Genomic DNA, 19,377 nt, shown 5'->3' with positions numbered 1-19,377 from the left:
TTTTATTTTTGTGAGTTAATAATGCGATATACAGTAACAGAGGCTTCTATTTATGAAGCACAAGGCTTAAAAGATGAGGCTTTGGAGATTTATAAAAATATATTAAAACAAGATCCGCAAAATAAAAATGCCATTGATGCTATAAGGCGTTTGAGTGGCTTGCGTTCTAATCATGAAGATTTAAATTATGATATGCTTGATTTTTTTGTCAATATGAAAAGTGAAGAAGAAATTAATGAATTTAAAAGGTGGTTGATAAAACTATGAATATAGAAGATTTAGCAAAAATGGCTATTAGTGAAGTTAATTCGCAATTAGATAATAAAAAAAATAAAAACGATGAATTTGCTCCTATGGTAGAAGAAATTACTCAAGAAAAAAATGTTAATACTCAAGAGAAAAAAATCAAAGAAGAAATTAGTAAGGTTACACAAGAGCTAATCCAAGAACTAGATGATTTAGAAGTAAAAGTAAAAGATGATAAACAAAATGTCGCTATTAAGGTTGAAGCTTTAGAAGAAAAAGAAGAAAGCATTATAAATAATGAAGAATTTTTCTTGAAAAATCTTAGAGAGCGTATTTTGGTTTTATTTGAAGGATTAAAAAATACCAAAGATGAGCATATGGAAAAAAGACTAGATATGACCATTACTTTTTTAGAGTTTTTACTTGCAAAGATTGAAGATAGACTTAAAAAATGACCAAGATTTTTTAAGAATTAAAAATATACTTAAGCCTTACACACAAAGGGTTTATTTAGTAGGTGGTTGTGTAAGGAATTCTTTTTTAGATTTATCTAGTGATGATTATGATATAGAAATTTATGATATTGAGCCTATGCTTTTTGATGAGCTTATGCAAAAACTTGGTGCAAATGGAGTAGGAAAAAGTTTTTTTGTATATAAATATAAAAAATTTGATTTAGTTCTAGCACGCTATGAAAATAAAATTTCTACAGGCCATAGAGGTTTTGAAGTTAAAGTTTGTAATAATGAGCAAGAAGGAGCAAGAAGAAGAGATTTTACCATTAATGCATTGATGGTAAATATTTTTGATTTTGAATTTTTGGATTTTTTTAATGGTTTGCAAGATTTGCAAGCAAAGATTATAAGACATATTGATGATAAAAGTTTTATTGAAGATAGTTTAAGAGTGCTTCGTGGAATTTCTTTTGCATGTAGGTTTGATTTAACAATTGCAAAAGAAAGTTTAAAATTAATGCAAACTATGGATATAAGCGATTTATCTAAAGAGCGTATTAATAATGAACTTTATAAAATTTTTAAAACTTCAAGACTAAATAAAGCTTATGAGTATTTTAAAATTTTAAATTTAGAAGAAAAAATCTTTTTTTATCAAAGTTGTAATAAAGAATTTGAGAGACTTTTAGAGTATAGCCAAAAGTTAATTTGTGATGAGGCTTTGTTTTTGTATTTGTATTTGAATTTTTTTCATATAAGTAAAGAGGAATTTTTTAAAAAAACAAAATTAAAAAAAGAGCTTTTAAAAAAATGCGAACAAGAATTTATTTTAGGTAAAATTGATGATTTTGATTTAGCTAAAATTGCTTTAAAAATACCACTTTGCAAATGGCTTGGACTTTGGAATAATGAGCGTATAACACAAGCAAAAAAAATAAATTTATACCATCATGCTTTTGAAAGTAAAATTAGCGCCAATGACTTACTAAAGGAAGGATTTAGTGGGAAAGAACTTGGAATTGAACTTGAAAAAAGAAAATTACAAGAATTAAAAAACTATATAAAGGAGTAAAAATGAATGAGTATATTTTAAAAATTTCATGCAGCGATGAAAAAGGATTGATTTATAGAATTTCAGATGTTATTTTTAAATATAGAATCAATATTATAAAAAATGATGAATTTGTTGGAGAAAATCGTTTTTTCTTTAGGGCGCATTTAGAAGGTGAGCTTGATATAAAAGCTTTTAAAGGAACGCTTGAAGCTATGCTTCCTGATAATGCACAAATTGAAATTACTTCAAAAAGAAAAAAAGATATTATTGTTTTAGCTACTAAAGAAACTCATTGTTTAGGTGAGTTACTTATCCGTCAATTTAGTGGAGAATTTAATGCAAATATTAAGGCAGTTATTGCAAATTATGATGTATTAAAACCTTTAGTGGATAAATTTAACATACCTTTTCATACTATTTTAGCACAGGATTTAAGCAGACAAGAGCATGAAAAAAAACTACTAGAGTGTTTAAAACAATATGAGTTTGATTATATTGTTTTAGCAAAATATATGAGAATATTATCTCCATCTTTTGTAGAGAATTTTGAGGGGAAGATTATTAATATCCACCATTCTTTTTTACCTGCATTTATAGGAGCTAATCCTTATAAGCAAGCTTATGAAAGAGGGGTAAAGATTATAGGTGCAACAGCACATTTTGTAAATAATAACTTAGATGAGGGGCCAATTATTACCCAAGATGTTATACCGGTTACTCATGAATATTCTTGGCAAGCTATGCAACAAGCAGGGCGTAATGTAGAAAAAAATGTTTTTTCTAAGGCCTTGGATTTAGTGTTTGATGATAGGATTTTTATATATGATAATAAAACAATAGTATTTTAATCTTGATGCTAAAAAGCATCAAGATTAGCATGAATAGCAAGTTTTAAACTCATATGCAGTTGGTCTAGCTTCTACAGGCCATACTTGGGTTTCAAATTTCATATGTTGATAATCATCAATAAATACATCACTCATAACAGGCTTTAAGAAGGCATTTTTTCTAATGAGTGCTTCCAAAGATCCTCTTAAAGTGTGAGGTAATTGCTCTATACCTTTTTCTCTAATCTCATCTAGGGTTAGTGCAAATAAATTTTCATCCATAGGACCTACCGGTATGGTTTTATTTTTAATACCATCAAGTCCTGCCATAAGCAAGCTTGTAAAAGCTAGGTAAGGATTGGAAGTGCTATCAGGAAATCTTATTTCAACTCTTGCGCTTTTTTCATTAATACCATAAGGCACGCGACAACTTGCAGAGCGATTTTGGCAAGAATAAGTTAGTATGCAAGGTGCTTCAAAACCTGGAACTATTCTTTTATAAGAATTTGAACTAGGATTGGTAAATGCAGCAACACTTCTTGCATTAGCTAAAATTCCACCGATGTAATTAATCGCATATTCACTTAATTTTCCATATCCTTCTTTATCATAAAATAAATTTACTCCATCTTTCCAAAGGCTCATATGCACATGCATACCACTTCCATTATCTCCATAGAGTGGTTTTGGCATAAAGGTTGCTGTTTTTCCATTTAAATGCGCTACCATTTTAACTACATATTTATAAATTTGTACATTATCAGCAGCTTCAACTAAATTCCCAAATTCTACACCAATCTCAGCTTGTCCTTGTGCTACTTCATGATGATGTACGAAAGTTTTTAAACCAACTCTTTCTAAAACTTGTACCATTTCAGCTCTAATATCCACACTAGAATCAATAGGACTTACAGGAAAATATCCACCTTTATTTCTTGGGCGATGTCCACTATTGTAACTATCTGTAAAATCTTTATTATCATTCCATTCACCTTCTTCAGTATCTACTTCATATTTTGCACAGTGAGAAGAATCAACTATTTTTACATTATCAAAAATAAAAAATTCATTTTCAGGACCAAAATAAGCAGTGTCAGCGATATTGCTTGTGCTTAAGTGTTGCATTGCTTTTTTAGCAATACTTCTTGGGCATTTTTCATACATTTGATCTTTGTAAATATCATATACATCGCAAATTACTATGATAGTAGGATCAGCTGTAAAAGGATCTAAAAACGCACTTTTCACATCAGGTTTTAAAATCATATCTGATTTTTCTATGGGCTGCCAACCATGCAAAGAGCTTGCGTCAAAAGGAATTCCGTTTTCAAAGGTTTTATCATCAATTGCTTTTATATTATAAGTGATGTGATGCCAAGTGCCTATCATATCAGTAAATCTAAAATCAACAAATAAAACTTCATGTTCTTGACAATAACTAAAAAACTCATCAATGTTATTTACAAATTTACCCATTTTTTCTCCTTTTTATTTTTTGGGTTTTTTAATTTATTTTATAGATTGTAGTATATTTTTTTTAAATTAAGTTTAAATTAATATTTTTTTTATAATCAAATTAAAAAAAAGATTATTTTGTGCAAAAAAATAATTAATTGGTAAAATTAATGTTGATTTATATTTTTTTGTAATATAATCTCGCATTAGTTTTTTTATTAAAAAAGGTGTAACAATGACTCAAGAAGAATTAGATGCTTTAATGAATGGCACTGAAGACTTAGATCTTGATTCTGTAGAAGAAACAGAAGAAAAACCAGATACAGATTATGAAGATGAGGAAAAAAATAAGCAAATTGTTAATGATATGATTAATGGTGATTATAAAGCAAGAGCGGATATGGCTTGGCCACCACCACCACCTAGTAAAGAACATAAAGTTGTACATCAACTTGATGATGTTACAAGAGATAGTGAAATAAAAGCCACAGAGATGATGGAAAAATTAGAAGCTATTAACGATTTTTTTGCAAATTCTGAGAGTGATCTTTGTGTAATCAGTGATGCTTTAAATAAAAATATAGAAATTTTTGAAAAATTAAATGCAAAATTTCCTAATGTGGTAAGCTTTAAAGAAGCTATTGAAATAAATAACAATGCTAAAAATATCATAGATGAGATTACAGGTTGTTTGCAAACTGGACAAGATGAAGTTATGATGGCAATGGATGCTATGCAATATCAAGATATTCATCGTCAAAAAATTGAGCGTGTTATTAATGTTATGAGAGCTTTAAGTAGATATATGAGTAGTTTGTTTGAAGGTAAAATTGATGATGAAAAACGCGTGGGATCTGCTGTGCATATCGAAGGAGATACAACTGCAGATGTTGTAAGTAATGATGATATTGAGGCATTAATCGCAAGTTTAGGAAAAAAATGATTATTCCTGAAATAGTAGCTCCTGCAGGTAATTTTACAAAATTAAAAATAGCTTTAGCTTATGGAGCTGATGCTGTTTATGCAGGTGTGAGTAATTTTTCATTAAGAGCAAGAACTGCTAGAGATTTTAATTATGAAACTTTTAAAGAAGCTATTGATTATACGCATGCAAAAGGAAAAAAAATTTATGTAACGATTAATGGATTTCATTTTAGCTCACAAATTGAAGGTTTGAAAAGGCATATTTTAAAATTAAAAGAAATGAAACCCGATGCTTTTATAGTAGCTTCTGTAGGTGCTATGTGTTTGGTTAAAGAGCTTGCACCTGAAATCAATCTTCATGTATCAACCCAAGCTAATATTTTAAATTACTTAGACGCTCAAGTTTATAAAGATATGGGAGCTAAGCGTGTTGTTATAGCAAGGGAACTTGGTTTAAAAGATGCAAAAGATTTGAAAAATAATTGTGACATAGAACTTGAAAGTTTTGTCCATGGTTCTATGTGTTTTGCGTATTCTGGCAGATGTTTGATAAGCTCAGTGCAAAGTGGACGCATGAGTAATCGTGGATCATGTGCAAATGATTGTAGATTTAACTATGAACTTTATGCAAAGAACCCAGAAACTAATACACTTTTTAGACTTGAAGAAGATGAGAATGGCACGCATGTGTTTAATTCTAAAGATTTAAATTTAAGCTCGTATATTCAAAAAATTATGCAAGAAGATTGCATTCATGCTTTTAAAATAGAAGGAAGAACGAAAAGTGAGTATTATGTAGCTTTGACTACAAGAACTTATAAAATGGCAGTGCAAGATGTATTGCAAAATACTTTTGATGCGGCTAAGTATGAAAAAGAAATTTATACTTTAAAACACAGAGGTTTTACAGATGGATATTTAGTTTCAAGAGCTTATGAAAAAACCGATTCAATAAATCATAATACAAGTATAGAAGAAGGAACCCATCAAGTGCATGCTATTAGCGAAGATGGTGAATTTTTTAAATGTAAGGGTAAGATAGAATTAAACAAAGAATATGAAATTCTAGCTCCGGTTGATTCTAATATAGAATTAGGGGAAAATAAACTAGGTTTAGTATATGAAAATGAAGGAAAAAAATTCATAGTGTTTAAACAATTATTAGCAAAAAACAATAAAGAATTTAGTGAAATTCATAGTGGTAATGAAAATGAAATTACTTTGCCATTTAAACTTCCAGAATTTAGCTTTTTAAGAAGGAGTGTTGAATGAAATTTGTTTCCATATTGATGGGAAGTAAGAGTGATTATGATATAGTAAAAGAAGCTTTAGGAATTTTGGAAAAATTTGATGTAAAATATGAAGTCTTGATCACTTCAGCTCATAGAAGTCCTCAAAGAACCCAAGAATACATCAAAAATGCTGAAGAAAAAGGTGCAAAAGTATTTATTGCTGCAGCGGGTATGGCAGCTCATTTAGCAGGAGCTGTTGCAGCACATACAACAAAACCTGTTTTAGGTATACCTATGCCAGGAAGTAATTTAGCTAGCATGGATTCTTTATTTTCTACTGTGCAAATGCCAAGTGGAATTCCTGTAGCAACTGTGGCTATAGGTAAAGCAGGGGCTATTAATGCAGCTTATTTGGCAGTGCAAATTTTAGCAATAGAAGATGAGTCTTTAGCGCAAAAATTATTAGAAGATAGACAAAAACAACAAGAAAAATTAATCCAAGATTCTAATACAATTGAAGTTTTTCTTTAAGGAGCGTATATGCAAACTTACTTGGAATTAAAAGAATTTTGTCAGTTAGTACATTTATCCGAAGATGTTGTAAAAGGAATGATGGCAAATGGTGCTTTAAATTTCAAAGAAGAAGAAGGTAAAATTTATATAGAAGCTAATCAAGGTACTTTTAGCGTAGTTCCTTCAAGTTCAAAGCAACCTGCTATGTTAAATTCTATGACCTTGGCAGGAGAAAGTTTTGTAGAAAAAACTATAGGGACTATTTTAAATTTACATGAAAAAGTTCTTGATGCTAAGGATGAAACCTTAGAAGCTTTAAAGGGTGAAAATAAATTTTTAAAAGATGCTCTTTATTCTATGCAAGAGCTTTATGATGAGGATAGAAAAACTATAGAAAATCTTAACGAGCAACTTAAATATGCGCGTAATGAAGTTGAATTTCTAAAAAGAAAATATAAAATGATGTGGAATAAAACAGTGGAATTATATGCAAATTCGCCTGAGAAGTCTGAAGAATTAAAGGAAGAAAAATGACTTTTTCTCAAATGATTTTAAATTTACAAGAATTTTGGCAAAAGCAAGGTTGTGCTATTATGCAACCTTATGATTTTCCAGCAGGTGCAGGGACATTTCACCCGGCAACTTTTTTAAGAAGTTTAGGTAAAAAACCTTGGGCGGCTGCTTATGTAGCACCAAGTAGAAGACCAACTGATGGAAGATATGGTGAAAATCCTAATAGGTTGGGTGCTTATTATCAATTTCAAGTTTTAATTAAACCAAGCCCTGATAATATCCAAGAATTATATTTAAAAAGTTTAGAAAATTTAGGCTTTGATTTAAAATCACATGATATTCGTTTTGTTGAAGATAATTGGGAAAGTCCAAGTTTAGGTGCTTGGGGTTTGGGTTGGGAAGTTTGGCTTGATGGTATGGAAGTTACACAATTTACTTATTTTCAACAAGTTGGTGGTATAAGCGTAGATTTAGTTAGTGCTGAAATTACTTATGGCTTGGAAAGACTTGCAATGTATTTACAAGATGTAGATAATGTATATGACATAGTTTGGAATGAATTTAACGGCGAAAAAATTACCTATAAAGATGTTCATAAGCAAGGTGAGTTTGAATTTAGTAAATATAATTTTGAAGTAAGTGATGTAAAAACTTTAAATATACAATTTGAAAATGCTTACAATGAGTGTAAAAATGCATTAGATGCAAAACTTGCTTTACCAGCATATGATTATTGTATGTTAGCAGCACATACTTTTAACTTGCTTGATGCAAGAGGAGCTATTTCAGTAACTCAAAGACAAGATTTTATGCTTAAAATTAGAGAATTATCTAAAAGTTGTGCTTTAGTATATAAAGAAAGTTTAGATGAAAATTAAAGAAATTTATGATTATTTAGATACTATTAGTCCATTTAATACGCAAAGTTCATGGGACAATAGTGGTTTATTGCTTGGAAATTTCGATCAAGATGTAAATAAGATTTATCTTGCGCTTGATGTAGATATGCATTTAATTGAAAATGCAAGCGAAAATTCACTTTTTATAGTCCATCATCCTTTAATTTTTAAAGGTTTGAAGAATTTAAGTGGAGTGCTTTATCCGCAAAATCTTCTTACAAAAATGATACAAAAAAATATAGCCTTGATTGCTATGCATACAAATTTTGATTTAAGTCATTTAAATACTTATTTTACTAGCGAAATTTTGGGTTTTAAGATCAAAGAACAAAATGAATTTTTGATCTATTGTGATGTAGATTTTCAATTAGATACATTAGTTGATCATGTTAAAAAGTGTTTAAAGCTTAATCATATTAGGGTTGTTAATGCTCATCAAGAAAAAATAAAAACTTTAGCAATATGTACAGGCAGTGGTGGAGATTTGATTTCTAGTGTAAAAGCAGATTGTTTTTTAAGTGGAGATTTTAAGTATCATCAGGCCTTAGAAAGTTATCATAATAAACTCAATTTGATTGATATAGGTCACTATGAAAGTGAGTCATACTTTGGTGAAATTTTAGCAAAAGATTTGCAAAAATTTCATTTAGAAGTTATAATATCAGTTTCAAAAAATCCATTTCAATATTTTTAAGGAAAAAATCAATGAATAAATATTTAGAACAACTTATAGCTTTATCGCAAATTGATAAAGAGTTAGATGGTTTTGCAAATAAAGTAGAAGATGCTACAAAGGATTTAAAAGAAAAGCGTAATTTGCTTGATAAAACTGAAGAAGAAATTGCAGGTTTTGAAAAAGATATTAAAGATATAGAAAATCAAAAAATACAAAACAATAACCATATTGCAGAATTTGGTGTGAAAATTAAAGAAATAGCCAAAAAAAGTGCTGCAGTGAAAACTGAAAAAGAAGCAAATGCTTTAAAAATCGAAGAAGATATAGCTAAAGAGCAACTTGATGCAGCAAATGAAGAGATAGAAAGATTAGATAAAATTTTAGAAAACAAAGAAAAATTTATACAAGAATTGCAAACTAAGAGAACTGAACTTGAAAATGAAGTGGATCAAATAGATGCTCAAACAAAAGTTGTATTAGTTGATATTGAAAAAGAAAGATTAGAGATTTATGATAAAAAAGTAAAGCTGGTTGGCGAAATAAATCAAAAAGTTTTAACTTTTTATGAGAAAATTAGAAAATGGGCGGGAAATAGTGCTGTAGTTCCTGTGAAAAAACATGCTTGTTATGGCTGTTTTATGAGAATTTATGATAAAACTTATTTAGCAGTTTTAAAAGGTGATGAAATCGTAACTTGTCCGCATTGTGGAAGAATTTTATATAAAGAAAAAGAAGAAAATCAAAATTGATTTTTTTTTATTACATTTTTGCTGTGATTATATATGTAATCGCAGTTCCTTTTTTGTTGATTTTAAGTTTTTGTAAAGAAAAATATAAAGCGTCTTTAAAATCTAGATTTTTTCTTTACAAAAACTTAAAACAAGAACAAGGAGATATATATTTTCATGCTTGCTCCTTTGGGGAGATTAAAAGCATTGTTCCCTTAATAAAACTTTTTCCAACTTGTAAAATTTCAACTATCACGCAAACCGGATTTAATGAAGCTTTAAGACATTCTAAAAAAGTAAATTTTTTACCATTTGAAATTTTTATACCATTTTGGATGAAACCTTGCAAAGTTTTGATTATTTTTGAAGCAGAGCTTTGGCTTATGCTTGTATTGATGGCTAAATTTTATAATGCAAAAGTTATTTTATTAAATGCTAGGATTAGTGATAGATCTTTAAAAAACTACAAGCGTTTTAGCTTTTTTTATCGTTTGATTTTTAAATATATTGATGTTGTGTTTGCGCAAAGTCAAAAAGACAAAGAAAGGTTAGAGTGTTTGGGTGCTAAAAATGTTGCAGCATATAAAAATATCAAAGCATATATAAAACAAGAACAAGTGAAAAATTATTCAAAACCTAAGGCTAGGGTTATTATATTTGCTAGTACGCATGAAAATGAAGAACTATTATTGCTTAATGAGATTAAACTAGAAGAAAATGATAGATTAATTATCGCTCCAAGACATCCGGAGCGTTTTGGCGAGGTTGAGGGGATTTTAAAAGATTTTTGCCAAAAAAATCATTATAATATGCAAAAATTTTCAGACTTTACTTTAAGTGAAAATGATTTTGCAAATTTTTTTAAGACCAAGTGTTTATTACTAGATACTTTGGGTGAGCTAGAAAGTTTTTATAAGATTAGTGATGTAGTTTTTTTGTGTGGCTCTTTTGTAAAAAATATAGGTGGGCATAATCCTATAGAAGCGGCTAGATGGAATAATGTTATTATCTCGGGGAAATATTATTTTAATCAAGAAAGTTTATATCAAGAAGTTGATGATTTGTATATTTGTGAGAGTGTAAAAGATATAAATGATTTTTTAAAGCAAAAATTATCACAAGCGCAAGTCAAAGAGCAAAATGATTTAAATGAAATTATATTAAGTATAAAAGAAGGTTTAGATGCAAGAAAAAGCTTATAAATTGCTTGCAATGCAAGAAAAAATTTCTAATAATGCAGCAAAGGATTTGATTGATAAAGGTTGTGTTTTTGCTATGGGAAAAAAGGTTGTTATAGCTAGAGCTTTGATGAGCTCAAAAACAAGATTTGTCGTGCAAAAAATAAAAAAAGCAAAAATACTTTTTGAAGATGATAAAATCATAGTTTTAAATAAGCCTTATGGGGAAATTAGCGAGAATTTAGAAGGTATTTATAATGCTAAATTAATTAATAGACTTGATAAAGAAACAAGCGGGGTTTTGCTTTTAAGCAAAGATGAGGAATTTAGACTAAAATGCATTCAAGAGTACAAAAAACAAAATGTTTATAAAAGCTATTTAGCTATTGTCGATGGAGTAATTGCTGAAGAACTTGAAATTTGTGAAAAAATAACTACTATAAAAAATAAATCCGGAGCTTTTAGTAAAATCGATAAATTTGGCTTAGAAGCTCATACTCAGGTTATACCTTTAATGGTAAATGCAAAAAAAACTTTAATAAAAGCAGTCATTAAAACAGGTAGAACACATCAAATCAGAGTGCATTTAAATCATATAAAACATGGTATTATTGGCGATGAAAAATATGCAAAAAATAGCTCTTCTAGAATGTATTTGCATTCTTATGAAACGCATATTTTTGATTATCAATTTAAAGCTTTACTTGATGAGAGTTTTAATGCTTATGGTTTTGAAATAAAAAATTTAAATTTTTAAAGGCGTTTAAAGCTAAAAGGGTTTATAATTTAGCTTTTTAAAATTTTAATAAAGGGAAAATAAAGTGTTTGAAATAGTTAGTGAGTCATTTAAATCCGCGGTTAATAAACTTCGTTTTGTTGATGATGAAAAAGCTTTAAAAAATGCTCTTGACACTTTAAAAAAAGCCCTTTTAAAAGCAGATGTGCATCATAAAGTTACGAAAGAATTACTCGCTTTAGTAGAAAATGATGTAAAAACTAATGGCATAGGCCAAAAGCAATTTTTAGACTCAATTAAGAAAAATTTAGAAGAAATTCTTAGTGTTAAAGGTAAAAATCAAGGTTTTGTATTTGCTAGTAAGCCACCTACGGTTGTTTTGATGTGTGGTTTGCAAGGTGGTGGTAAAACTACTACTACGGTAAAAATTGCTAATTACTTAAAACTAAGAAATAAAAAAGTATTAATTGCTGCATGTGACTTGCAAAGATTAGCTGCAGTAGAGCAATTAAGACAACTCACTCAGGCTAATGAGCTCGATTTATTTTTCATAGAAAATGAAAGCAATCCTTTAAATGTAGCTAAACAAGCTTTGGAAAAAGCAAAAAATTCTATGTATGATGTTTTGCTTGTAGATACTGCCGGTCGTCTGGCAATTGATATAGCTTTGATGAATGAGCTTAAAGAAGTAAAAGCTATTTTAAATCCTGATGAAGTATTTTATGTAGCTGATGCTATGAGTGGTCAAGATGGAGTTAAAACAGCAAGTAGCTTTAATGAAGCTTTAGAAATCACTGGGGTTATTTTAAGTAAATTTGATGCAGATACTAAAGGTGGTGTTGCGCTAGGTATAGCTAAACAAATTGGTGTGCCTTTAAGATTTATTGGTGTTGGTGAGAAAGTAGCTGATTTAGAAGTATTTATCCCTGATAGGATTGTTAATCGTATCATGGGTGAGGGTGATTTGGCGACTTTGGCTGAAAAAACTGCCGCTATTATAGATGAAAAAGAAGCAAAAAAACTTAATAAAAAAATCAAAAAAGGTGAATTTAATTTCAATGACTTTTTAAATCAAATGGAAAGTGTTAAAAAACTTGGTAGTATGAAATCAATCATTGGTATGATACCTGGTTTATCATCTATGGCAGCAAATATTAAAGATATTGATTTGGATAATTCTAAAGAAATTATTCATATTAAAGCAATGATTTCATCAATGACGCCAAAAGAAAGAGAAAATCCTGATTTGTTAAACAACGCAAGAAAGCGTCGTATTGCAGAGGGTGCTGGTTTATCTCAAATGGAAGTAAATCGCTTTTTAAAACAATTTAGTAATGCGGCTAAGTTGGCAAAGAAATTTTCAAACAAAAAAGGAATGGAAAATTTTATGAATATGTTGCAGCAAGCTAAAAGACCGCAATAATTAAAGCTTTTTTATGGATATATGAGTTAAAATATCTATAACAAAATTTTAATTTTTTTAGGAGTATTAAAATGACAGTAATCAGACTTACAAAAATGGGACGCAAAAAAAGACCATTTTATCGTATAGTTGTAACTGATAGTAGAAAAAGACGCGATGGTAGTTGGATAGAAAGCATTGGATATTATAATCCTATGGTTGAACCTGAAGTAGTAAAATTTGATGCTGAGCGTTTAGCTTATTGGAAGAGCGTAGGTGCTAAATTAAGCGATAGAGTAGCAGCTATTACAAGCAAATAAAAATGGTTGAAAATTTTTTAAGAGAATACGCAAAATTAATTGTTGATTTTCCTGAAAAAGTTGATATACAAAAACAAAATTTAGAAAACAATTTTGCTGAAATTATCATTTATGTTGATCCAACTGATACTGGTAAGTTGATCGGAAAAAACGGGAAATTAATCAACGCAATAAAAACAGTTATTATGGCTTATAAAGTTAAAGATGCAACTTCATATCGTATAACGGTAAAAGCTATTGAAGAATGATTTGGTCCAAGTTGCTAAACTTGGGAAAAGTGTTGGTTTGAAAGGTTATGTAAAATTACATAATTTAAGTGATTTTTATGAGCAGTTTAAAGCAGGTGCTAAATTTTTTGATGGTAATCAAAAAATTTACACCATAAAAGCTTTCGATAAAACAAGATCTTTGGTTTTATTTGAAGATTTTGAGAATTTAGAATCTGCAAAAAAACTAACTAATATTACACTATTTCAAAGCATAAAAACTACAAAAGAAACTTGTAAGTTAAAAAAAGATGAGTATTTTTATTTTGATATTATAGGCTGTGAAATTTTTGAAAATGAACAAAAATTAGGTATAGTTGAAGATATTTTAGAAAATGGAGCTGGATTTTTATTCTGTATAAAATGCGATGAAAAACTACAGACAAAGGTTAAAAACTTTTATATTCCTTATGTTGATAAATATATTCAAAAAGTTGATATAGAAAATAAAAAAATATTCACACAATCTGCTTTAGATATTTTAGAAAATTCATGAAATATACTTTTGTAAGTTTATTCCCAGAGCTTATTGAGCCTTATTTTAAAACTTCTATTTTGGCAAGGGCAAAAGAAAAAGGAATTTTAGAATTTGATTTTGTTAATCCTAGAAATTTTACTACAAATAAACATCTAAAAGTAGATGATTATAAAATAGGCGGTGGTGCGGGACTTTTATTACAAGCTCAGCCTTTATATGATTGTTTAACGCATATTAAAAGCCAAGATAAAAATACGCATTTTATTTTTCTTTTGCCATGTGCTAAAACTTTTAAGCAAATAGATGCTAAAAGATTAAGCGTCAAAGAGCATATTTGTTTTGTATGTAGTAGATATGAGGGTTTAGATGAGCGTATTGTGGAAGAATTTGCTAATGAAGTGTTTTCTATAGGAGATTTTATACTTACAGGTGGAGAGTTAGCATCTTTGGTGATGTGTGATGCTATTAGTAGAAATATTCAAGATGTTCTTGGAAATAGTGAAAGTTTAAGTGAAGAAAGTTTTGAAAATGATTTATTAGAAGCACCATCATTTTCTAAGCCATTTGTTTTTGAAAAGGAAAATAAAAAATTTTATGTTCCTTCAGAGTTTTTAAAGGGAAATCACGCTAAAATTACAGCTTTAAAAACTACTTTGGCGTCTTGCAAAACGAAATATTTTCGTCCTGATTTGTATCAAAAGCATGAACGCAAATTTTAAGGAATATCGTTATGAAAAATAAATACATTGAGCAATTTGAGCAAAAACAAATTGAAGGTAAAAATGTTCCAGAATTTCGTGCTGGAGATACTTTAAGACTTGCTATTCGCATTAAAGAAGGCGATAAAACAAGAATTCAAAATTTTGAAGGTATTTGTATAGCGCGTAGAGGAAATGGTGTAGATGAAACTTTTATTGTGCGTAAAATAGGCGCTAACAATGTAGGTGTTGAAAGAATTTTCCCTATTTATAGTGAAAGTTTAGAAAGTATTACAGTGTTAAGAAGAGGTCGTGTACGCCGTGCTAGATTATTCTATTTAAGAGATAGAAGGGGTAAGGCAGCTCGTATTAAAGAACTTAAAAAATAAAATGAAATTTAGAACTCAAATGCATGAAGTAATTTCTTGGGAACAAGAAATTGAAAATGGCATAAATATATCTAAAAAAATAGAAAATGCTTATGCTAAGGAAATATGCATAAATATGTCAAAGGATAGCTTTATGAAAGATCATAAAGCACCTTTTGATATTACTATACAAGTATTAAAAGGCTCTATTGATTTTGGAGTTTTAAATCAGCAAATTCTACTTAAATCTTTAGATAGCATTAGTTTGAAAGCTAATGAAATTCATAATCTTTTAGCACTAGAAGATTCTATAGTGCGTTTAACTCTATATAAACAAGATAGCCTTGAACGCGTTGAGAGCGTTTTGAAATCTTAATTTAAGTCTCATTTTGTATAATTTTAGCTTACTTAAAATTAGGAAGTTAAGCTATGAAATGGACTAAAGATTCTTGGAAAAATTATAAAATTCAGCAACAGCCGCAATATCCTGATGAAAATGAACTACAAGATGTTGTTAAAAAATTAGAAAAATTACCACCACTTGTTTTTGCAGGTGAGGTAGATAAGTTAAAAAAATCTCTTGCTAATGTTGTAAATTCTCAAGCATTTTTACTCCAAGGAGGAGATTGCGCAGAGAGTTTTGTAAATTTTGGTGCTGATAATATAAGAGATATGTTTAAAGTTATGCTTCAAATGGCCATAGTGCTTACTTTTGCAGGATCTTGTCCTATCGTTAAAGTAGGGCGTGTTGCAGGACAATTTGCAAAGCCAAGAAGTAGTGATTTTGAAGAAGTAGATGGAGTAACACTTCCAAGTTATCGTGGGGATATTATTAATGGTTTTGAATTTAATGAAAAATCAAGAATAGCCGATCCTAAAAGAATGCTAGAAGCGTATTATCAAAGTGCTACAACTTTAAATTTATTAAGAGCTTTTTCAAGAGGTGGTTTAGCGGATTTAAGAGTAGTGCATAAGTGGAATTTGGGTTTTTTAAAAAAAGCAGAGCTTGGGAAAAAATATAATGAACTTAGTGAAAAAATCACTCAAGCTTTAGCTTTTATGCAAGCTTGTGGTATCACTGATACCCCAAATCTTTCCCAAACAGCCTTTTATACTTCCCATGAAGCCTTGCTTTTGCCTTATGAAGAAGCTTTAACTAGAGTAGATAGTTTAAGCGGGGAAATTTATGATTGTTCAGCACATATGCTTTGGATAGGTGAGCGTACTAGAAAAGCAGATGAAGCACATGTGCATTTTTTAAGTGGAGTAAAAAATCCACTCGGTGTTAAGCTTAGTGCTAATTATGATTTAGATGAAATAAAAAAGCTAGTAAGTATTTTAAATCCACATAATGAAGCAGGAAGATTAAATTTCATCATCCGTATGGGATGTGATAAGATAGAAAATGCCTTGCCAAAATTATTTAAAGAGTTAAAACAAGAAGGGTTTAATATACTTTATAGCATAGATCCTATGCATGCAAATACGGTTAAATCAGGTAATTTTAAAACAAGAGAATTTGATAAAATTATTCAAGAAGTGCGTGCGTTTTTTGAGATAGCTATAAGTGAAGGAGTGTATCCTGGTGGGGTACATTTGGAAATGACAGGGCAAAATGTAACAGAATGTGTAGGAGGCTCTTTAAATATCACTCAAGAAGAACTTTCTAAACGCTATGAAACACAATGTGATCCAAGATTAAATGCTGACCAAGCTTTAGAATTAGCATTTATCATAGCAGACTTAGTTAAAAAGGCAAGAAAATGTTAAAATTTTATGGTATTAAAAATTGTAATAGTGTTAAAAAGGCCATGGATTATTTAAATTCTAAGCAAATTGAATTTGAATTTTTAGATATTAAAAAGCTAGATGAAGAAACTTTAAATTTTTGGTTTAGCAAAAGGAGTGTTTTAGAGCTTGTAAATACAGCGGGTATGAGTGCTAGAAAATTAGGGTTAAATAAAGAAAAACTTCAAAATTTAAACCAAGATGAAATTAAAGTGATGATTTTGCAAAATCCAACGCTTATAAAACGCCCATTAATTGTAAAAGATGATGAAGTTTTTATAGCTAAAGAATATGAGAGTTTTTAAAATGCTAGAGTTTTTACTCTAGCATTTAGGAGTTTCTCAAAAAATATTTTTTTAGAATTTGTATTTAAAACCTACTTGACCACTTACATAAGTTTCATTTTTACCATCTGTTTTACCAGCTAGTATTTGTTTAGCTCCAATACCTGCATTTAGGCTAAATTGCTCGTTAATATCTACATTTCCACCTATGATGATTTGTCCATAAGTTTTTTTCTTATCATTACCTTTGATGATAAAATTTGAATTTGATCCAACAAATCCAGCTACATAATCATCTCCATTATTCATTACATATTGTTCTATTTTTGGAGTGATAAATAAATATGATGTTTCGCTCATATATTTTCTAAATTCAGCACCAAGTTCTAAAGAAATAGAATTATTACTAGCGCTATTGACATCTTTTCCTGCAATTCCATTTTCTTTATAGCTTGGGGTATATGCATAGTAGTAGTTTGCTCCGGCAAAAGGTTTGATAAATAAGGTATTATTACTAAAATCAAAAATATATCCCATGTTAGCACTCAAACCAAGGAATTTTCTATTAAAGTCAGCACTATTTGTAGTGTTAAATCCTCTATTTACAATATCTTGATCTGTTGGAGAAATTTGAGCATAAGCCTTAACATTAACTTCTACCTTTGGACTTATATGGATATTAGAATAAGCACCAAATTGGAAATTATCTGATTTTTGGGTTAAAAGATTATCTTTTATTTCAGCGTTTGCATAAGTAAAATAAGCACCAATAATAACATCATCATTGACTTTTCTATCCATACCTATAGTGGCTCCATATAAAGCACCACTATCTCCATCTATGATGTTTGCACCGCCTATTACATTACCCCAAATGCTGTTATTATAATTATCAACATAATTTCCTCTATAATCATTAGTAGCAAATCTTATTTGAGATAATTTTGTAGCGTAATTTCCATAAGGATTATTTAACATAGCTACACGAGAACCTATGGATACATCATTTGATACATTGATAGTCGAGTTTATACCTGATGAGGCTTGATTTACATTTGAGATAGATTTAGCTGAATCTTTTATATCATTTGCTACTTGTTCCCCGACTTTATCAAATTTAATACTACCTATTGCATTTAAATCTCCACCAATTTTAAGTCCATCTAAAATTTTAGAAACAAAGTCTTTGTTAGAAGCTGAAACACTAGAATCGTTTTTAATATAATCATCATTAGAGATTTCTCCACTTCCAGCATTGCTAATCATATCTTGAATTTGTTTTATTTGCTCATTAATTTTTGCAATAGCTTCATCAAATTTTTCTTTATTAGCACCTTCATCATCTTTGGCATCTTCTAAATCAGTTTTAACTAATTCTAGATATTTTTTATCGCTTTCTAGAATCATCTTATTGTTATTTACATTTTCATTTGCACCACCACTAATTAAAAGCTTATTATCTTTTGTAGAAAGTTCATATTCAACAAAATCTTTTACATCCATAGCTCTTACAACTTCATAATCAAGTCCTAAGTCTTTGTTGCTCATACCAACAATGCTTTCAAAATTTTTACTTATGTTTGCACTAGCTTTGTTTGAGCTTGTTATATCTTCATTAAATCCTTCACTTGCACTCATAAAAACATAATTATTTAAAGCTAAATCACCAAAACTTGTTGTTCCTATGGAAAAGTTTGAATTTGTGATATTTGCTTTACCATTTACTTGTATATGATTTTGACTTTTATTACCACCTATAGTAAATAGAGTAGATTGATCTGCTGTAAAATTTCCATTTACTTCAAGAGAGCCTCGTAGGCCATGTCCATCGCCGATTAAAATAGCTGAAGATTTTATATCATCTAAAACACCTTCTGTAGGACTAGATGAACCTTTTATACTAAAATCTCCATTAACGATCGATTTTCCATTTGTGCTTTGAAATATTACATCTATAGCTTCAGTTTTTTTAGCATTGATGGTATAGTTTGTTACATAACTAGCACCTTCGGAAGTATTTTTAAAACTAAGATTATTAGAATTTAAGTTAATATTTACTCTTGAGAGATCTTTATATTCATCATTAACTATATCATTAGCTAGGTCTGCGTGAAAAAGATCTATTGTTAAATCACCATTGGTATAGTCTGTTTTTAAATTAAAATTTCGTCCATCGTTTGTTTCAAAATGTTTCTTCATGCTGCCATCATAGCCGTTAATAGTAATTTCTTGAGCTAAAGCAGCACCGCTTCTTAATAAAGCACTAATGCTAACTCCCATTAAAACTTTACTTGTGTAATAAGAAAGTTTCATTTGATTACTTCTTGTAAATTTAAA

The 19,377-nt window shown here is 29.3% G+C and carries 24 protein-coding genes; 22 read left to right on the top strand and 2 right to left on the bottom strand.

Features of this window, described 5'->3' with window-relative positions; all coding sequences use genetic code 11:
* Positions 1-18 precede the first annotated feature (18 nt).
* Genes L8W57_RS00655 through purU form a run of 4 tightly spaced genes read left to right on the top strand, consistent with a single transcriptional unit; the run spans position 19 to position 2,603 of the window.
* Positions 19-267 (top strand): hypothetical protein, encoded by a 249-nt coding sequence (locus L8W57_RS00655; protein WP_087691144.1) that lies wholly within the window; start codon positions 19-21, stop codon positions 265-267.
* Complete coding sequence (gene ciaD / locus L8W57_RS00650; RefSeq protein ID WP_263661821.1) at positions 264-701, top strand: effector protein CiaD; 438 nt, start codon at positions 264-266, stop codon at positions 699-701. The genes L8W57_RS00655 and ciaD overlap by 4 nt, the downstream gene beginning before the upstream one ends.
* A complete protein-coding gene (locus tag L8W57_RS00645; RefSeq protein WP_263661820.1) occupies positions 670-1,773 on the top strand; it encodes a CCA tRNA nucleotidyltransferase in 1,104 nt (367 codons plus the stop codon). The genes ciaD and L8W57_RS00645 overlap by 32 nt, the downstream gene beginning before the upstream one ends.
* Positions 1,774-1,775: 2 nt before the next feature.
* Entirely contained in the window at positions 1,776-2,603 is an 828-nt protein-coding gene (purU, locus tag L8W57_RS00640; protein ID WP_133318739.1) for a formyltetrahydrofolate deformylase, read from the top strand.
* Positions 2,604-2,627: 24 nt separating this feature from the next.
* On the opposite strand, the gene glnA is transcribed toward purU, so the two are convergent.
* Complete coding sequence (gene glnA / locus L8W57_RS00635) at positions 2,628-4,058, bottom strand: type I glutamate--ammonia ligase (protein ID WP_263660992.1); 1,431 nt, start codon at positions 4,056-4,058, stop codon at positions 2,628-2,630.
* 214 nt (positions 4,059-4,272) lie between these two features.
* On the opposite strand from glnA, the gene L8W57_RS00630 reads away from it, so the two are divergent.
* From L8W57_RS00630 to L8W57_RS00545, 18 genes are all read left to right on the top strand, one after another.
* Positions 4,273-4,980, top strand: a complete 708-nt coding sequence (locus L8W57_RS00630; RefSeq protein WP_263659057.1) for a protein phosphatase CheZ — start codon at positions 4,273-4,275, stop codon at positions 4,978-4,980.
* Positions 4,977-6,233 carry a peptidase U32 family protein gene (locus L8W57_RS00625; RefSeq protein WP_263661819.1) on the top strand — a complete coding sequence of 419 codons (1,257 nt, stop codon included), beginning with the start codon at positions 4,977-4,979 and terminating at the stop codon, positions 6,231-6,233. Before L8W57_RS00630 ends, L8W57_RS00625 begins: the two co-directional genes overlap by 4 nt.
* A complete protein-coding gene (gene purE, locus L8W57_RS00620; RefSeq protein WP_133318743.1) occupies positions 6,230-6,724 on the top strand; it encodes a 5-(carboxyamino)imidazole ribonucleotide mutase in 495 nt (164 codons plus the stop codon). The genes L8W57_RS00625 and purE overlap by 4 nt, the downstream gene beginning before the upstream one ends.
* Before the next feature lie 9 nt (positions 6,725-6,733).
* Positions 6,734-7,240 (top strand): DUF3972 domain-containing protein, encoded by a 507-nt coding sequence (locus L8W57_RS00615; protein ID WP_133318744.1) that lies wholly within the window; start codon positions 6,734-6,736, stop codon positions 7,238-7,240.
* Positions 7,237-8,097: a glycine--tRNA ligase subunit alpha gene (gene glyQ, locus L8W57_RS00610; protein WP_133318745.1), complete on the top strand. Its 861-nt coding sequence runs from the start codon at positions 7,237-7,239 to the stop codon at positions 8,095-8,097. Before L8W57_RS00615 ends, glyQ begins: the two co-directional genes overlap by 4 nt.
* Positions 8,087-8,812 (top strand): Nif3-like dinuclear metal center hexameric protein, encoded by a 726-nt coding sequence (locus L8W57_RS00605; protein ID WP_133318746.1) that lies wholly within the window; start codon positions 8,087-8,089, stop codon positions 8,810-8,812. The genes glyQ and L8W57_RS00605 overlap by 11 nt, the downstream gene beginning before the upstream one ends.
* Positions 8,813-8,823: 11 nt before the next feature.
* The gene (locus L8W57_RS00600; protein ID WP_133318747.1) at positions 8,824-9,543 is read left to right on the top strand and encodes a zinc ribbon domain-containing protein; all 720 of its coding nucleotides are present in this window, start codon (positions 8,824-8,826) and stop codon (positions 9,541-9,543) included.
* Positions 9,540-10,724 carry a lipid IV(A) 3-deoxy-D-manno-octulosonic acid transferase gene (waaA, locus tag L8W57_RS00595; protein WP_133318748.1) on the top strand — a complete coding sequence of 395 codons (1,185 nt, stop codon included), beginning with the start codon at positions 9,540-9,542 and terminating at the stop codon, positions 10,722-10,724. The genes L8W57_RS00600 and waaA overlap by 4 nt, the downstream gene beginning before the upstream one ends.
* Complete coding sequence (locus tag L8W57_RS00590) at positions 10,705-11,457, top strand: pseudouridine synthase family protein (protein ID WP_133318749.1); 753 nt, start codon at positions 10,705-10,707, stop codon at positions 11,455-11,457. The genes waaA and L8W57_RS00590 overlap by 20 nt, the downstream gene beginning before the upstream one ends.
* A gap of 64 nt (positions 11,458-11,521) precedes the next feature.
* Positions 11,522-12,859: a signal recognition particle protein gene (gene ffh, locus L8W57_RS00585; protein WP_263661818.1), complete on the top strand. Its 1,338-nt coding sequence runs from the start codon at positions 11,522-11,524 to the stop codon at positions 12,857-12,859.
* 71 nt (positions 12,860-12,930) lie between these two features.
* On the top strand, positions 12,931-13,158 hold the full coding sequence (gene rpsP, locus L8W57_RS00580; protein WP_012661702.1) for a 30S ribosomal protein S16: 228 nt from the start codon (positions 12,931-12,933) through the stop codon (positions 13,156-13,158).
* Between the two features lie 2 nt (positions 13,159-13,160).
* Positions 13,161-13,406 (top strand): KH domain-containing protein, encoded by a 246-nt coding sequence (locus L8W57_RS00575; protein WP_043019956.1) that lies wholly within the window; start codon positions 13,161-13,163, stop codon positions 13,404-13,406.
* A complete protein-coding gene (rimM, locus tag L8W57_RS00570; protein WP_133318751.1) occupies positions 13,396-13,920 on the top strand; it encodes a ribosome maturation factor RimM in 525 nt (174 codons plus the stop codon). Before L8W57_RS00575 ends, rimM begins: the two co-directional genes overlap by 11 nt.
* On the top strand, positions 13,917-14,621 hold the full coding sequence (trmD, locus tag L8W57_RS00565; RefSeq protein WP_133318752.1) for a tRNA (guanosine(37)-N1)-methyltransferase TrmD: 705 nt from the start codon (positions 13,917-13,919) through the stop codon (positions 14,619-14,621). The genes rimM and trmD overlap by 4 nt, the downstream gene beginning before the upstream one ends.
* Before the next feature lie 11 nt (positions 14,622-14,632).
* Positions 14,633-14,989, top strand: coding sequence for a 50S ribosomal protein L19 (rplS, locus tag L8W57_RS00560; RefSeq protein WP_012661698.1), 357 nt, complete (start codon positions 14,633-14,635; stop codon positions 14,987-14,989).
* Between the two features lies 1 nt (position 14,990).
* Positions 14,991-15,344 carry a cupin domain-containing protein gene (locus L8W57_RS00555; RefSeq protein ID WP_243705616.1) on the top strand — a complete coding sequence of 118 codons (354 nt, stop codon included), beginning with the start codon at positions 14,991-14,993 and terminating at the stop codon, positions 15,342-15,344.
* Positions 15,345-15,397: 53 nt separating this feature from the next.
* Positions 15,398-16,738: a class II 3-deoxy-7-phosphoheptulonate synthase gene (locus tag L8W57_RS00550; protein ID WP_133318753.1), complete on the top strand. Its 1,341-nt coding sequence runs from the start codon at positions 15,398-15,400 to the stop codon at positions 16,736-16,738.
* A complete protein-coding gene (locus L8W57_RS00545) occupies positions 16,732-17,061 on the top strand; it encodes a Spx/MgsR family RNA polymerase-binding regulatory protein (RefSeq protein WP_133318754.1) in 330 nt (109 codons plus the stop codon). The genes L8W57_RS00550 and L8W57_RS00545 overlap by 7 nt, the downstream gene beginning before the upstream one ends.
* Before the next feature lie 51 nt (positions 17,062-17,112).
* On the opposite strand, the gene L8W57_RS00540 is transcribed toward L8W57_RS00545, so the two are convergent.
* Positions 17,113-19,353, bottom strand: coding sequence for an autotransporter domain-containing protein (locus L8W57_RS00540; RefSeq protein ID WP_263661817.1), 2,241 nt, complete (start codon positions 19,351-19,353; stop codon positions 17,113-17,115).
* Between the last annotated feature and the right edge of the window lie 24 nt (positions 19,354-19,377).

Origin of the sequence: Campylobacter sp. IFREMER_LSEM_CL1890 (assembly GCF_025772045.1) — a bacterium.
Classification (GTDB): Bacteria; Campylobacterota; Campylobacteria; order Campylobacterales; family Campylobacteraceae; genus Campylobacter_D; species Campylobacter_D lari_D.
Note: the sequence above shows the minus strand (reverse complement) of the source record. Positions and strands in the feature narration are given on the sequence as shown.